This is a genomic window from Acerihabitans arboris (genome assembly GCF_010131535.1).
GTDB classification, from domain to species: domain Bacteria; phylum Pseudomonadota; class Gammaproteobacteria; order Enterobacterales; family Enterobacteriaceae; genus Acerihabitans; species Acerihabitans arboris.
Genome location: NZ_WUBS01000023.1, coordinates 1 through 13,516, shown reverse-complemented (window position 1 = coordinate 13,516; position 13,516 = coordinate 1). Strand labels below are relative to the sequence as shown.

Sequence of the window (13,516 nt, the reverse complement as noted above, 5' to 3'; positions counted from 1 at the left end):
TCCCACGTTAAATTTCCCACGCTATTTTTCCGAATATTGTGCGCTTTAGCTCCCAGCGGAATGATTCTTCCTGAGCGGCAGCCGGTGAAAAGCGAACGATAAATAGCTGGGCCGCCGCCATCATCGCGAGCGAACCCGTGAACATAAAGAAAAACAGTTCAGGATCGGTGTCTCCGATGTCTCCAGAATCACGCGCTTTTTTAACAATGGGCAACAGCATATTATGGAGCGGTTTGATCAAACGCTCGTAAACATATTCGGACCGCGCATTATTTTGTGCTATTTCCTTAACCATAAATTTGGCCATAATTGGTGTATCACAGATCAGATCAATAAGCTGCTCCATCACATGACGAAAAGTCTCGCTCCCCGTTCGGGCACCACTATTGTTCTGAACCATAGTAAATATCACGGGAACAACCTGAGCAGAAATATGGTCAATGACCGCCTGCCACAAGCCAAGCTTCGATCTGAAACTATAAGAAAGCAATGCAACATCAACATCCGCCATTGACGCAATCTGGCGCAGGCTCGAACCTTCGAAGCCATGTCTGGAGAAGATATGCAGCGCGCTTTCCAAAATCACATCGGACTTGGGGGCTTGTGTTTTAAACGGTCTACCCCTTCGCCGACGAGATTTTTCGGCTGTGTTAGTCATTTCAGCCCTTTTCGTGAAAACAGGTTTTGCTGATCTTAACACTTGTCTGGCTTTATATTCAGCGAGCGATGAATTAATTTATTTTTTGAAGCAATAAATGGTTATGCTGGCTTTGACAAATCATAACCCGAGTCCGGTGGAATATATCCGTAGTCACAAATCAGGTCATGGATGAAGGTCAAGACTATAGAGCCTATTTTAAGGCTTGGCGTGAGGGGGAGGGACTTATCGACGTACGTCAAAGGCTTTTGGCGCGGTGGTCGCTCTGTGGCAGGATCCGATTTTTGCAGTTTCGCACTGAACCTGGCCTGGAAGTATAGGTAAATAAACGTCCAGGATCAGGGATGCAGATCAAAAGATGGACACTACCTTTAAAAATTCGACAGGTAATTAACAGGTCGTTCTGAGGAAACACTGACGGATGGCCTGGCTGGCCTAGATTATGAGAATGGCCCGGATATCATTGACATTGGTCAGCGTGGGACCGGTTTTAATGAGTTCATCCAATGCGGCAAAAAAGCTATAGCTATCATGCTCCGCCAGCATCTTTTTACTGTCGAGACCTATCTCATGCGCCCGCGTCAGGATATCAGGACTGATAAGGGCGCCAGCGGCATCTTCGGTGCCGTCAATGCCGTCGCTGTCGCCTGCTATCGCCCAAATGCCCTTTTCGCCGCCTATGGCATTAGCAAAACCAAGGAGAAATTCCGTATTGCGTCCTCCCCGTTTCGCGATACCATTGCCAATAGTCACCGTTGTTTCACCGCCTGAAAGTAGCATGACCGGGGCTTTGACCGGCTGGCCATGGTACTTTACCGAACGGGCTATGCCGGCCATGAAAATTCCCAATTGCGAACTTTCTCCTTCCAGCGCATCCCCCAGGATAAACGGGGTAATACCATGGCTTAGCGCTACTGCGGATGCCGCTTGAAGCGCTTTCGTCGGTGTGGCGATAATGCGTATATCAACATCAATATCATCTGCGCTAACGGCTTTGCGCGTCTGCGCTACCACGCGCGCAATATTTTGCGGCAATGCAATATGGTAGCGTTCAAGGATGCTCGATACCTCTGCAGGCGTGCTGTTATCGGGTACCGTTGGCCCGGAGGCGATATCCGCTGGATCGTCACCTGGAACATCGCTGATAACCAGGGTGACAATCTTGGCGGGACGTGCCGCCAGCGCCAGCCTGCCCCCTTTGATATCCGAAAGATGTTTACGTACCACATTTATTTCTTTTATGGTGGCGCCGCTATGCAGTAACGCTTTATTCACGGCTTGTTTATCGGCCAGCATCAGTCCCTGGCGCGGCAGCACCATTAGCGACGATCCTCCGCCGGAAATCAGCGCGATGACCATATCGTCCTGAGTAAGATCTTTTACCGATTCAAGGATCAGCAGAGAGGCCACTTCGCTCATTGAGTCTGACACAGGATGTGCGGCCTCAATAATGCGGATCTGTCGCGTCGGCACACCATGGCCATAGCGCGTCACCACCACACCGGAGAACGTCACATCTGGCCAGGCAGTTTCTATGGCGGCGGCCATAGCAGCGGAAGCCTTGCCGGCGCCCACTACGATACATTTTCCCCGGGGCTTTTCCGGCAACGCATCCAACAGCACGGCGTGCGGATCCGCGCTTTTTATCGCCGCATTGAACAGTTCCCTCAATATGCTACGCATCTGCTTTTCAGTCCATGTCGCCATCTTGCCCCCTAATCAACTCTTGATGATAGCGGTGATAACTGCTTCAGTCACTTCAAGGGTAGTTGCCTTGCCGCCCACATCAGGCGTCTTGATGCCGGCTGCGCAAACCTGGTCAATTGCGGACATAAGCAATGTGGCGGCTTCTTTTTCACCTAAATGCTCAAGCATTTGCGCCGCGGTCCAAAAACTGGCTATTGGGTTGGCAATGCCCTTGCCGGTAATATCGAATGCCGAGCCATGGATAGGTTCGAACATGGACGGGAAGCGGCGTTGCGGATCGATATTCGCGGTTGGCGCGACGCCCAGACTACCCGCCAGCGAGCCCGCCAAATCGGAAAGGATATCCGCATGCAGGTTCGTTGCGACTATGGTGTCCAGGGATTGCGGGTGCAGAGTCATGCGCACGGTCATGGCGTCAACCAGCATTTTATCCCAGGTGACATCAGGAAACTCTTTCGCCACTTCTGCGGCGATCTCATCCCACATCACCATGCCGTGTCGTTGGGCATTGGATTTGGTCACGACGGTCAGAAGTTTGCGCGGCCTGGATTGGGCCAGTTTAAACGCGTAACGCATGATGCGCGATACGCCGGCGCGGGTAAAAATCGCCACTTCTGTGCCCACTTCTTCCGGCAGGCCGCGATGTGCGCGGCCGCCATGGCCGGAATATTCGCCTTCTGAGTTTTCACGCACGATCACCCAGTCGAGATCACCTGGCCCGGCGTTGCGCAGAGGAGACTGGATACCCGGCAGAATTTTGGTGGGCCGCACGTTGGCATATTGATCGAAACCCTGGCAAATGGGCAAACGCAATCCCCAAAGGGTGATATGGTCCGGCACATCCGGCGCGCCTACCGCGCCAAAATAAATGGCATCGAAGTTTTTCAGCGTTTCCAGCCCATCGGTCGGCATCATCACGCCATGTTTTTTATAATAGTCCGAGCCCCAGTCAAAATGTTCGATGGCAAAGCTGACGTTGCCGAGGCGTTTTTGCAGGCTTTCCAACACGCTGACACCCGCTGCAATCACTTCGGTACCAATGCCGTCTGCCGGAATGGCGGCGATTTTGTAGTTACGCATGGCAAGACTCCTTTATCGGTTTATTATTTGTATGTAGAAGAGCTACAGATTTTTTAATGACTTTTTTTTTGCACATTGATGATATTTTTTCCTGAAGATATCCCCCAAGATAATTAACCCTCCGAGTATTGCTTTTTCAGAATCATGTTATTTCCATCACAATATTGTCAGCTGATATCAATATTTGACACATGATAACTATCATTATGCATGAAAAATGGTTAGTATCATCTTCATCTGATTATGCAAAAATATGATATAATCGAAAAAAGGATAGATTGTGGAACTCCATCAGCTTCGTTGTTTCATTGTTGTTGCCCAAGAATTACATTTTGGCCATGCTGCGCAACAGATGAATATGCTGCCGTCCGCATTGGGCCGCTATATCAAATTACTGGAGGAAGAACTCGGCACCCGGTTGTTAAGTCGCTCTACGCGTAACGTTTCGCTCACTCCCCATGGCAAGATATTTTTGGAGGAAGCACAAAGAATAGTCACACTCTCCGACGAACTACTCGAACGTTTTCAGAATATCAGCCGGATTAATGCAGGGCGTTTGCGTATTGGGGCCATTGACAGTGCCGCCGTGGGGTTAATTCCGCATATTCTGCATATATTTTGCGATAATAATCCAGGAATTGAGATCCAGATCATGGAGGATAAAACAACAAAATTGCTTCCGCGGCTTAAATCCGGAAGGCTTGACCTGATTTTTATCCGGCCCATGGAACAGATGGATGAGTCATTGGAAACCTATTTTTTATTCTACGAAGATATTGTGCTGGCCGTTGCAGATACGCATAAACTTGCAACGCTAAAAGAAATACACATTGATAATTTGCTCGATGTTCCATTGATTGTACCCGAACGTAAAATCCGCCCGCATAGCCATGATCTTACCCTGAAACTATTTGAGCATACCACATTCAAACCTCGATTAATTCAAATGGCTGATGAAAAACAAACGATTATTAATATGGTCGCGGCGGATCTCGGGGCGGCAATCATGCCCCGGTGGGTGTCGAGAATGTCCATACCGCATGTAAAATTCATTCCACTGGCAAAAGAGTATGAAAATATCAGAAAAAAACTGCCGATTGCCGCGGTCTGGATTAAAGACTCCCGTGATGAAGCGCGGGACAAAATGCTGGTCATCTTGAAAAACGAACTGGCCAAGATTGCCGAGGCCTATTAGGAATACGCCGGCAAGCCGGCATATTCGCCCTGTTATTACTGCAATGCCCTGGCGGGTAATGCTGAGATGGGATTGACCAATCGACCAATCCTACTGATATCGACTTCTATCACATCCCCTTCTTGCATAAAAAGCGGTGGCGTGCGTTTTTTCCCCACACCACCCGGCGAACCGGTAATAATTACATCCCCCGCGGCAAGGGGACTAAAGCGTGATATGTACTCTATCAGGCAGGCAACGGAATTGATCATATTATGGGTAGAATCATTCTGTACCAGGTAACCATTCAGCCAGGTATTGATGGTCAGATCCTGTGGATCAGTTATTTCGTCACTGGTTACCAGCCAGGGGCCAAAGGCACCGGTTTTGCGCCAGTTTTTGCCCGAAGTGAACCAGGTATACTGCATATCCCGTACTGAACCGTCCATAAAACAGCTATAACCCGCAACATGTTGTAACGCATTATCCCGCGAAACGTTGTCCGCAGGTTTACCGATCACCACCGCGAGTTCGCCTTCATAATCAAACTCATTGCTTGAAACAGGCTTGCAAATCCCTTCTCCGTGGGCGGAGAGAGAATCAGGGAAGCGCACGAACAGCGTAGGGGCATCAATGGTTTGTTCGAATTCAATTCGTTTTTCCAGGTAGTTCATGCCGACACAGAAGATTTTATTGGGCTGCTCGATCACCGGTAAAAAATGAATATCATTCAGATGAAAATCGGGTTTTTCCAATGTCATCTGGGCTAATTCCGGCAAGGCATCGCCTGCGATGGCTGATTTAAGATCCGGAAAATACGCACAGTAGCGTTTACCGAGATCGTAAACCCGCTCTCCCTCAACGCGTCCCCAGGTTTTTTCCCCGGTATGGGGATGAATGAAACTTAATAATTTCATGCCAAGACCTATAATTTGATTATTTAATAAATTTAATTTGTTGGTTAATTTCTTCTATGACAGGCAGTTTGCGCTGATTAAAGATCTTTTTATTCTCCTCAAACAGGTTATTGCCTTCAGTATCGATAGAAATAATTAACGGCCCGAACTCTTTTACCCGGCTGACCCAAAGCGTTTCCGGCATTCCCAGGTCGCGCCACTGCGCGTCTTCTATCTCTTCCACGCTGGTGGCAGCCAATACCGCGCATCCACCGGGAAATACGGCATGGACAGCTTTATGAAGACGGCATCCTTCTTCGGTATTTTTTCCCATCCCGCCTTTGCCAACGATCAATTTCACGCCGGTGTGTTCGATGAATTCCTTTTCAAATTTTTCCATACGCATACTGGTGGTTGGGCCAATGGATATCATTTCGAACCGTCCCTGATCTTTTTCAACCACAATGGGGCCGGCATGGAAAATGGCCAACCCCTTCAGATCCACCGGCAATTCACGCCCCAGTTCAATGAGCCGGCGGTGCGCGACATCACGGCAGGTGACCAGCGTACCGGTGAGGTAGACGACATCGCCGACTCGGAGGGAAAGCAGGTCTTCATCTTTAATTGGCGTGGTTAAGACTTTTTTCATAATACGGCCCCCTCGTGTGACAGGATTTCATAGGCAAGATCGGCGGTAAAATGAATGGCTCCACGGCGGTGGGCCCAGCAGCCCGTTGACACGGCTACACCAATGGTGGAGGGGTGACGCGCCGACGATTCGATGTTGACCCCCATAACCGAACAGTTACCACCCAGTCCCTGCGGCCCCAGCCCCACTTTATTCAGTCCATCTTCCAGTAATTGCTCCATTTTTGCCGCATCCGCATTGGTGTGGTGCGAAGTTACGGGGCGCAGTATGGCTTTTTTGGACAAGCGAGCGGCCGTTTCGACGGAAGTGGATATACCCACGCCAACCAGTAGCGGCGGACAGGCGTTAATGCCATAAGAGGTGATAACGTCGAAAACGAACTGGTTGACGCCTTCATAACCCTGCCCGGGCATCAGCACCTTGGCAGCTCCCGGCAGAGAGCAGCCGCCCCCGGCCATATAGACTTCTATGGTGCAACCGTCATCATCGGGCGTTATGTCCCAGTCTAACCAGGGAATACGCGAGCCGGTATTTGTGCCGGTATTTTTTTCAATAAACGTTTCAACCGCATTATGGCGTAGGGGGGCGTTTTTAGTCGCCTCAAGCGTGGCTTGTTCCAGAATGTCGGCTAATTGTCCCAAATACGGGAAATTGGCTCCCGCGGTAATGAAATACTGGATAACGCCAGTATCCTGGCAGCAGGGACGGTCTAGCTTGTCGGCCTGCTGCTGGTTAATAAACATTGAGTCATAAACTACCTTCGCCAAGGGACTGTTTTCCTGGGCGCGCAGGTCTTCCAATTTTTTAATAACGTCGGTGGGCAGGCGTTTGCCGACATAGCCGGTAAAACGCGTCATCACATCGGTTAGTATTGTTACTGCATTCTGGGCTGATACTGTTTCCTGGTTACTCACAAAGACCTCCAATTACTCATTTAATTTTATTGGGAATAAGCGCTGCTTTACTTTCTTGTTGCCGACGCCTGAATTCAATCAAAAGTGTTAACAATGCTGAAACAACCAACATGCCGGCGACGCAGTAAAGGGCAGTGGAAAAATTCCCTGTACTCTCTTTCAGCCAGCCAATAAGCGCAGGCCCAGCAAATCCGCCTAAATTGCCAATTGAGTTAATCGCAGCAAGCCCCGCTGCCGCCGCAGGACCGGATAGGAAAAGTGAAGGGATGCTCCAGAGCGGTGGTTTACATGAGGAAATCCCGATGTTAGCCATAATCAACGCTACAATTGCCAATGGCAATGCATGGGCCGAGCCGGCAAGAAAAAATCCGATGCAAGCAAACAAGCAGGCACCGACCACATGCCAGGTGCGTTCTTTGGTTTTATCAGAATGCTTTGCCCACAAAATCATCGAGATAGCAGCTAAAGCTGATGGAATGGCGTTAGCAAAGCCGATCTGCATGGTACTCAAGCCAAAGGACTTAATAAATTGTGGCGACCATATATTCAGCGAGTAAAGCCCTGCCGACGTTCCAAAATAAACTATCGCCAAGGTCAGGACACGGATATCGGTTAACCCTTTCCAGATACTGGTTTTTACCGTGCCAGTATTTTTTTGTTTCTCACTAGCCAGTGTGTCGATTAGCCATTTAGTCTCTTTTTCGGTTAACCAGCGGTTTTTTTCAGGTCGATCGTTTACATAAAAGAAAGTGAATATTCCCATCAGGCCTGCGGCTATGGTGCATAGCAGGAACATCAGTTGCCAGCCTTTTAGCCCCAATGCGCCGTTGGTGCTCAGGATTGCGCCGGCCAGCGGCGACCCAAGCATTGCGGATATGGGTGCCGCGGCCATAAAAAAGGCAATAACTTGAGCGCGTCGTTTGATGGGGAACCAGGTACTAAGGTACAGAATTATTCCAGAGAAGGATCCCGCCTCCGCTACGCCCAATAGAAATCGGAGTATATAAAATCCTCTAACGGTTTCGACATGAATCATGCAGGCTGTTATTATGGCCCAGGTAATGAGAATTCTAGCGAGCCAGATTCGGGGGCCAACTTTTTGTAGTATAATATTGGATGGTACGTCTGTGATGAAATAGCCAAGAAAGAACAGTCCCGCCCCGAGACCGAAAACCGAGTCTGAGAAACCCAGCTCCTGGTTCATGGTGAGTGCGGCGAAACCGATATTTATTCTGTCAAAGAACCCGATGAAATAAACAATCATGACGAAAGGTACAATCCGCCATGTTATTTTTTTTAAAGTCATTTGCTCGATGTTTTGATTCATAAATGATTGTCCGATTTTTTATTAATAAAATGACATGGCCCACTAGCTTACACAAGTTTGCAACTAAGTTTCACGGACAAATATGCGCCGTCTTGTAATCAATATCATCCCATGGCGATTATATAAAAATATTGAATAATCCCTTCACGAAAAAATTTTTGATAAAAAAGATCACTGATCACTATAATTATACTTTTGGATTATTAAATTGAGAGATATATCACACAATGAAATTCGATAGAAATTTTGCCAATCACGGAACAATGTGTTTTTTTGCGAGGAACGTCAAATAGTACACCTGCTGGTATAGTATCCAACGGGGTGGTTAAATGACGGGGGATCCGCTGTTGGTCTGCCAATAAACGTTGGAGCAATCTTGAGTTATCATCGATGGCGTTGGGACAATGCTACCCAGCGTCCGCCCTGTCGATACAATGCAGAGTAACAAATTGAAGTAGGGTAAGTGTCGTTAAACAAGACGCCGGTTTGTTGCCGGCGTCATTCATATAGTTACAAACCTCATAAATCTGGTCTCATAAGTCAGTCGCCCGACCAGTTACCATGCAGGGACATCCTTAAGCGGAAAGGTATGATGATTCTCGCTATGGGCCCATTGGTCCAGTGTGCCGTGTCGAGAATCACCAAATCGGAGCTTCGTGTTCTAAGGTCATTCATCACGCAGACCACCCAGCCATCTCCTTCTGGAGCCTTGCCGTGGCGCGGAATAAAGATCGGTTCCTGAAAGCACTGGGCGTCGCCCGGATACCACATCTCGCAGTCCCCGGTCGTGACGTCGATTCGCGCCAACTGATTGAAGAACTGGAATGGCGGCGCGCCTAACGTTGCACTATTAAACGGCAGTTGCGGGTCGTAGGCGAGGGTGAAGCCGTAGCGGTAGGGTTTGCCGCTATAGCGCTCATCGCAGCGCGGGAATTCGCAAGGGAAGGGGCTGCGAGTCAGGATTTTCGGGATGACATGCGCGTCGCCGCTATCTAGATCGAACGTCCAGCGCATCAGCGCCGCTTTCAGGGATTCCGGCGGTGGGACAGAGCCATCTTTTTGTGGAAAAAAATAGAAGACGTTGCCGCTGGTTACCGGCATATCGACGAAAATTTTGTTGCCTTTTTCATAGGCGTTAAGGGTATGGCCCTGGAAGCCATTGGCCGGGCCGTAAAACCAGCGTACATCCGCCGCGGACCCGTTGCGCGGCAGAATGCCGAACAGCTGGGGCAAGTCCGGCTGCCATTGGAAATGCTGTCCACCGCTTTTCATGCGTTCAAGGTCAGCGGTCAGCGGGATGATAGGGAAAACCACATAGTGTGGGGTAACGGCGAAGTCGTGGATCATGGCGGCATACGGCGCCTGAAGCCAGATCTCCCGGATTAGCTTGCCTTCGTCGCTGATTTCGAAATAGGCGATGTCGGGGGTGGCCTCGCCTTTGGCTTCATAGGCAAAACAAAGCAGGGCGCCCGTATCAGGATCCACTTTCGGATGAGCGGTAAAGGTCGCCGAGGTAATTTGTCCGTGGAAGTCCCATTCGCCGAGCGTCTCCAGCGTGCCAAGATCCATGGCCCAGGGCAACGCGTCTTCTTTCATGGCCAGCAGCACACCATTGTGCTTGATGACGGTGGTGTTGGCGGTCGTATTATTGTCGGCCGCCAGCGGATCATTAGTGTAGGCATTGCGGTAAATACCGTTTAAAGAACGGTGCTCGCGGCGCTGGGCTTTTAGACGGTCAGTTTCCACGTAACGGCGTTTCAGGCTGACATTGCCGTTCTCGAAATGAAAGGCGCTGACGATGCCGTCGCCATTGAAGAAGATGTCGTTGCCGAGCATAGGCGGATAATGCGGGTCAGGAGCGACCTGATAAAAAGTCCCTTTGATGGCTTCGGGGATCATTCCTTCTACTTCAAGGTCGATGATGCTGGTTTCGACACGGCTTGGTTGATAAAGGCCAGTGAATTCAGGGGTGTTGGGGAATTGCAGGCTCATGCAGGTGCTCTCCGTTGTTATGGTATGTCAAAAATGGTGATTAGTTGTTGATGACTTGGCGCCGGGCCAAAGCCAAGTAACAGCGCGATGAAGCTGTTGCCGGTAAAGCACATATCTCGGTTGGCGTCTTTTTTATTAACTGAACGAATGCGTATACTTTATCCATGATCTGGAACAAAGGTCAACATATCTGTACTATATCGTTCATAAAATGAAGAATTCGGGCAAGAATGATGCGCAAAAAAACAGAGGCACGGCGTTTAAATTTTGTGATGGCCGCAGGTAAATTATTTATGGATCATGGCTTTGCTGCGGTCACTATGGAATCGATTGCGCTTGCGGCGGCAAGTTCCAAGGCAACGCTCTATAGCTATTTTTCTTCCAAGGAGGCGTTGTTTGAGGCTTATGTCGTTGAAGCAGGTAAAGGGCTGGTGGAGCGTTTGCTGGATGCGCCGACGGAAAGTCAGGAGCTTGTCGTTATTCTGCATCGTCTGGGCATAAGCTATCTCGAACTGGTGACCCAGCCGAATATTGTGGCGCTGAACCGCCTGATTATCGGTGAAGCGGGGCGCTTCCCGGAACTGGTTCGTTTGTTTTACGGGCTGGGGCCGAAAAAGACCTTGTCTCATATTGGCAAAGTCATGAGCGCGCTGATGGATAGAAAGCTAATACATCAGAGTGATGTGCGAACGTTATCTTTGCATTTTAAAACATTGTGCGAAGCGGGCATTGTAGAGAGAGTTCTCTGGGGATTGGATCCTATGCCGGTAGAAGCAGCAGTGTTGGAAGCGTCGGTCGCCGCTGCTACCCAGGTATTTATTCGACTTTACGCCAATCAATAACAGCGTAAAGAACAAGCGATGTCTGTCATGGGCTTTTCAAGATGCAATCAGCCCCTCTATTTTACCCGGAGGTTTGCTTCTTTCAATGCTAAATGGCAGAAGCATAGTGGGGCATAAAATCAGGACATCCATTGATATTATCACGGGACAACGTTAACAGTCATACTAAGTCCGACTGACGCTTACGGAAGCTATCAATGTCATATAACCTCATTCAAAACGACGTATCTGTCATTGAGGATGTTCTGAGTGTTTTTCAGTAAAAACTGAGTTAAAAATATTGAGATAAATTTTACGCAGTTCCTCCGTTGAGAATTTCTTTTCGACCAAAAAACGGGTATCAGAACCCGATGCCAACACTGTGAACAATTCAACGCGCGCGGCTATCTCTTGCGGAGTAAAATGAGGATATTTTTTTCGTAATGAGATATTTAACCTATTGCACGATTCTCTATCTGCGTCTTTAAAAATCCGGGAAATATTTAGATTGCGGCTGGCTTCGGCAGTTACTTCGAGCATAAGTATTTGATCAATCGCAAATTCACTGTCAAATTTCCCCATGTCACGCTCAGCCAGCATTTGCGCAACCTCTTCCACATTGAATCCACGAGCTTCAAGAACTTCAATTCGATGGTAAACGATTTCTTTCACGATGGCTTCTATCAATGCCTCTTTGCTCTTGAAATAACGATATATTTGCCCCACGCTGAGGTCGGCAAAATCAGCTAAGATAGCCATGGATGTGCCATGAAATCCATGATTTTTAAAGCATATTTTTGCCGCGTCAATGATTTGGCGGGTGCGCAAGACCTCTGTCATAGTCGGTGTTTTTGATGCCATCGGTAGTCTTCTCATCCTTTATTTCTGCCATTATTCTTTTCTAAATCTTTACTCTTAAAATATTGTTGAGCCTAATATAGCATGTCATCATGAGAATGAACATTCATTACCAGGTGGGTTGAAATGGTTCTTCACAGGTTTTTTTTAATTGTTTTGGCAATATTGGTTACAGCTTGCGATCAGCATTCAGGTGGAATGCAGGGAGGCATGGGGGCACCGGAAGTCGGTGTTAAGACATTAAAGGCCCAAACAGTTACCCTGACAAGTGATCTCACGGGCAGAATTACCGGCAGCATGAAATCGGATGTCCGGCCTCAGGTTGACGGGATTATCAAAAAGCGTTTATTTACCGAAGGGGAGGAGGTTAAAGAGGGACAGGTTTTATACCAGATTGATCCGGCTAGTTACCAGGCCAGTTACGATGAAGCAACGGCACAATTAAAAAACGCTATAGCAACGTTGAAAAGCAGCAAATTAAAGGCCGAACGTTATGTCGCCCTGGTCAAAGAGAATGGCGTGTCCCGGCAAGATGCCGATGATGCGCTGGCAACTTATCAACAGAATGTGGCTTCGGTGGCACAGTACCAGGCTGCGGTGGAAAGTGCTCGTATCAAGCTAGACTATACAAAAGTCAAGGCTCCAATCTCCGGGCGCATCGGTATATCTTCTGTAACTCCTGGGGCATTAGTGACGGCCAGTCAGTCTGATGCGCTGGCAACCATCCGTGCGCTGGACCCCATTTATGTCGATCTGACGCAGTCGAGTACACAGCTGTTGAAATTGCGTAAACAGCAATCATTAACACAGCAGAATGGTGAAATGCTCCCTGTCAGCGTCAGGCTCGAAGACGGCTCGGTTTATACGCATATCGGCAGACTGGAACTGACTGAAGTCTCAGTGGATGAATCAACCGGTTCAGTCACCTTACGCGCGATTTTCCCCAATCCGGAACATGAGCTGCTGCCGGGAATGTATATCCGCGCGACGGTGAACAACGGTGTCATGGATAATGCCATTCTGGCCCCACAGCAAGGGATAACCCGTGATGTTAAAGGTAATGCCACCGCCTTGATAATAAATGGTGAAAATAAGGTGGAACTGCGCAATGTCACAACGGATCGGGTAATTGGCAATAGCTGGTTGGTTACTCAAGGCCTGCAGAGTGGTGATAAGTTGATTGTTGAGGGAACAGACAAGGTTCAGCCCGGCACGCTGGTGAAGGCCGTGGAGGTTGACGCTAAGACCAATTCGGCGGCAATAGCATCCGGGACTGGGGGAAAATAATATGCTGGCACAGTTTTTTATCCGCAGGCCGGAGCCTGTTTACGATTCTGTGTAAATGCCTTTTCTCAGAAGTGACCGTCCAGGCGGTCACCGAACTCGATAATAAAACGGCTCATCGCCATGCGCCAGTCCCTCAGCGGCATCGTCCATTTC

General features: G+C 48.8%; 12 protein-coding genes. 3 read left to right on the top strand and 9 right to left on the bottom strand.

The window, feature by feature from the left end; genetic code table 11:
- Positions 1-7: 7 nt before the first annotated feature.
- The 3 genes from GRH90_RS24170 to GRH90_RS24160 form a co-directional block, all read right to left on the bottom strand.
- A complete protein-coding gene (locus GRH90_RS24170; protein ID WP_162368544.1) occupies positions 8-658 on the bottom strand; it encodes a TetR/AcrR family transcriptional regulator in 651 nt (216 codons plus the stop codon).
- A gap of 435 nt (positions 659-1,093) precedes the next feature.
- Positions 1,094-2,365, bottom strand: coding sequence for a glycerate kinase type-2 family protein (locus GRH90_RS24165; protein WP_162368543.1), 1,272 nt, complete (start codon positions 2,363-2,365; stop codon positions 1,094-1,096).
- Positions 2,366-2,377: 12 nt separating this feature from the next.
- On the bottom strand, positions 2,378-3,445 hold the full coding sequence (locus GRH90_RS24160; protein WP_162368542.1) for a tartrate dehydrogenase: 1,068 nt from the start codon (positions 3,443-3,445) through the stop codon (positions 2,378-2,380).
- 280 nt (positions 3,446-3,725) lie between these two features.
- On the opposite strand from GRH90_RS24160, the gene GRH90_RS24155 reads away from it, so the two are divergent.
- The gene (locus GRH90_RS24155; protein ID WP_162368541.1) at positions 3,726-4,640 is read left to right on the top strand and encodes a LysR family transcriptional regulator; all 915 of its coding nucleotides are present in this window, start codon (positions 3,726-3,728) and stop codon (positions 4,638-4,640) included.
- Between the two features lie 35 nt (positions 4,641-4,675).
- Here GRH90_RS24155 and GRH90_RS24150 read toward each other — a convergent pair whose 3' ends face one another.
- The 5 genes from GRH90_RS24150 to GRH90_RS24130 form a co-directional block, all read right to left on the bottom strand.
- Positions 4,676-5,536 carry a fumarylacetoacetate hydrolase family protein gene (locus GRH90_RS24150; protein ID WP_162368540.1) on the bottom strand — a complete coding sequence of 287 codons (861 nt, stop codon included), beginning with the start codon at positions 5,534-5,536 and terminating at the stop codon, positions 4,676-4,678.
- Positions 5,537-5,555: 19 nt separating this feature from the next.
- A complete protein-coding gene (gene ttdB / locus GRH90_RS24145; protein ID WP_312857219.1) occupies positions 5,556-6,167 on the bottom strand; it encodes a L(+)-tartrate dehydratase subunit beta in 612 nt (203 codons plus the stop codon).
- Positions 6,161-7,021 carry a L(+)-tartrate dehydratase subunit alpha gene (gene ttdA, locus GRH90_RS24140; RefSeq protein ID WP_162368573.1) on the bottom strand — a complete coding sequence of 287 codons (861 nt, stop codon included), beginning with the start codon at positions 7,019-7,021 and terminating at the stop codon, positions 6,161-6,163. Before ttdA ends, ttdB begins: the two co-directional genes overlap by 7 nt.
- A 73-nt stretch (positions 7,022-7,094) precedes the next feature.
- Positions 7,095-8,405 carry an MFS transporter gene (locus GRH90_RS24135; RefSeq protein WP_162368538.1) on the bottom strand — a complete coding sequence of 437 codons (1,311 nt, stop codon included), beginning with the start codon at positions 8,403-8,405 and terminating at the stop codon, positions 7,095-7,097.
- Between the two features lie 540 nt (positions 8,406-8,945).
- The gene (locus tag GRH90_RS24130) at positions 8,946-10,397 is read right to left on the bottom strand and encodes a carotenoid oxygenase family protein (RefSeq protein WP_162368537.1); all 1,452 of its coding nucleotides are present in this window, start codon (positions 10,395-10,397) and stop codon (positions 8,946-8,948) included.
- A gap of 230 nt (positions 10,398-10,627) precedes the next feature.
- Between GRH90_RS24130 and GRH90_RS24125 the strand changes: the two genes are divergently transcribed.
- Positions 10,628-11,239, top strand: a complete 612-nt coding sequence (locus GRH90_RS24125) for a TetR/AcrR family transcriptional regulator (protein ID WP_246236227.1) — start codon at positions 10,628-10,630, stop codon at positions 11,237-11,239.
- A 231-nt stretch (positions 11,240-11,470) separates the two neighbouring features.
- On the opposite strand, the gene GRH90_RS24120 is transcribed toward GRH90_RS24125, so the two are convergent.
- Positions 11,471-12,079, bottom strand: coding sequence for a TetR/AcrR family transcriptional regulator (locus tag GRH90_RS24120; RefSeq protein ID WP_162368536.1), 609 nt, complete (start codon positions 12,077-12,079; stop codon positions 11,471-11,473).
- 123 nt (positions 12,080-12,202) lie between these two features.
- On the opposite strand from GRH90_RS24120, the gene GRH90_RS24115 reads away from it, so the two are divergent.
- A complete protein-coding gene (locus GRH90_RS24115; RefSeq protein WP_162368535.1) occupies positions 12,203-13,363 on the top strand; it encodes an efflux RND transporter periplasmic adaptor subunit in 1,161 nt (386 codons plus the stop codon).
- The last annotated feature ends 153 nt before the right edge of the window (positions 13,364-13,516 follow it).

Bases quoted from the DNA above. Each gene is read 5' to 3' on its own strand.
- GRH90_RS24125 (WP_246236227.1), top strand. From the start codon at position 10,628: ATGATGCGCAAAAAAACAGAGGCACGGCGTTTAAATTTTGTGATGGCC.
- GRH90_RS24150 (WP_162368540.1), bottom strand. From the start codon at position 5,536: ATGAAATTATTAAGTTTCATTCATCCCCATACCGGGGAAAAAACCTGG.
- GRH90_RS24160 (WP_162368542.1), bottom strand. From the start codon at position 3,445: ATGCGTAACTACAAAATCGCCGCCATTCCGGCAGACGGCATTGGTACC.
- GRH90_RS24130 (WP_162368537.1), bottom strand. From the start codon at position 10,397: ATGAGCCTGCAATTCCCCAACACCCCTGAATTCACTGGCCTTTATCAA.
- GRH90_RS24170 (WP_162368544.1), bottom strand. From the start codon at position 658: ATGACTAACACAGCCGAAAAATCTCGTCGGCGAAGGGGTAGACCGTTT.
- ttdA (WP_162368573.1), bottom strand. From the start codon at position 7,021: ATGACGCGTTTTACCGGCTATGTCGGCAAACGCCTGCCCACCGACGTT.
- GRH90_RS24135 (WP_162368538.1), bottom strand. From the start codon at position 8,405: ATGAATCAAAACATCGAGCAAATGACTTTAAAAAAAATAACATGGCGG.
- GRH90_RS24165 (WP_162368543.1), bottom strand. From the start codon at position 2,365: ATGGCGACATGGACTGAAAAGCAGATGCGTAGCATATTGAGGGAACTG.
- GRH90_RS24120 (WP_162368536.1), bottom strand. From the start codon at position 12,079: ATGGCATCAAAAACACCGACTATGACAGAGGTCTTGCGCACCCGCCAA.
- GRH90_RS24115 (WP_162368535.1), top strand. From the start codon at position 12,203: ATGGTTCTTCACAGGTTTTTTTTAATTGTTTTGGCAATATTGGTTACA.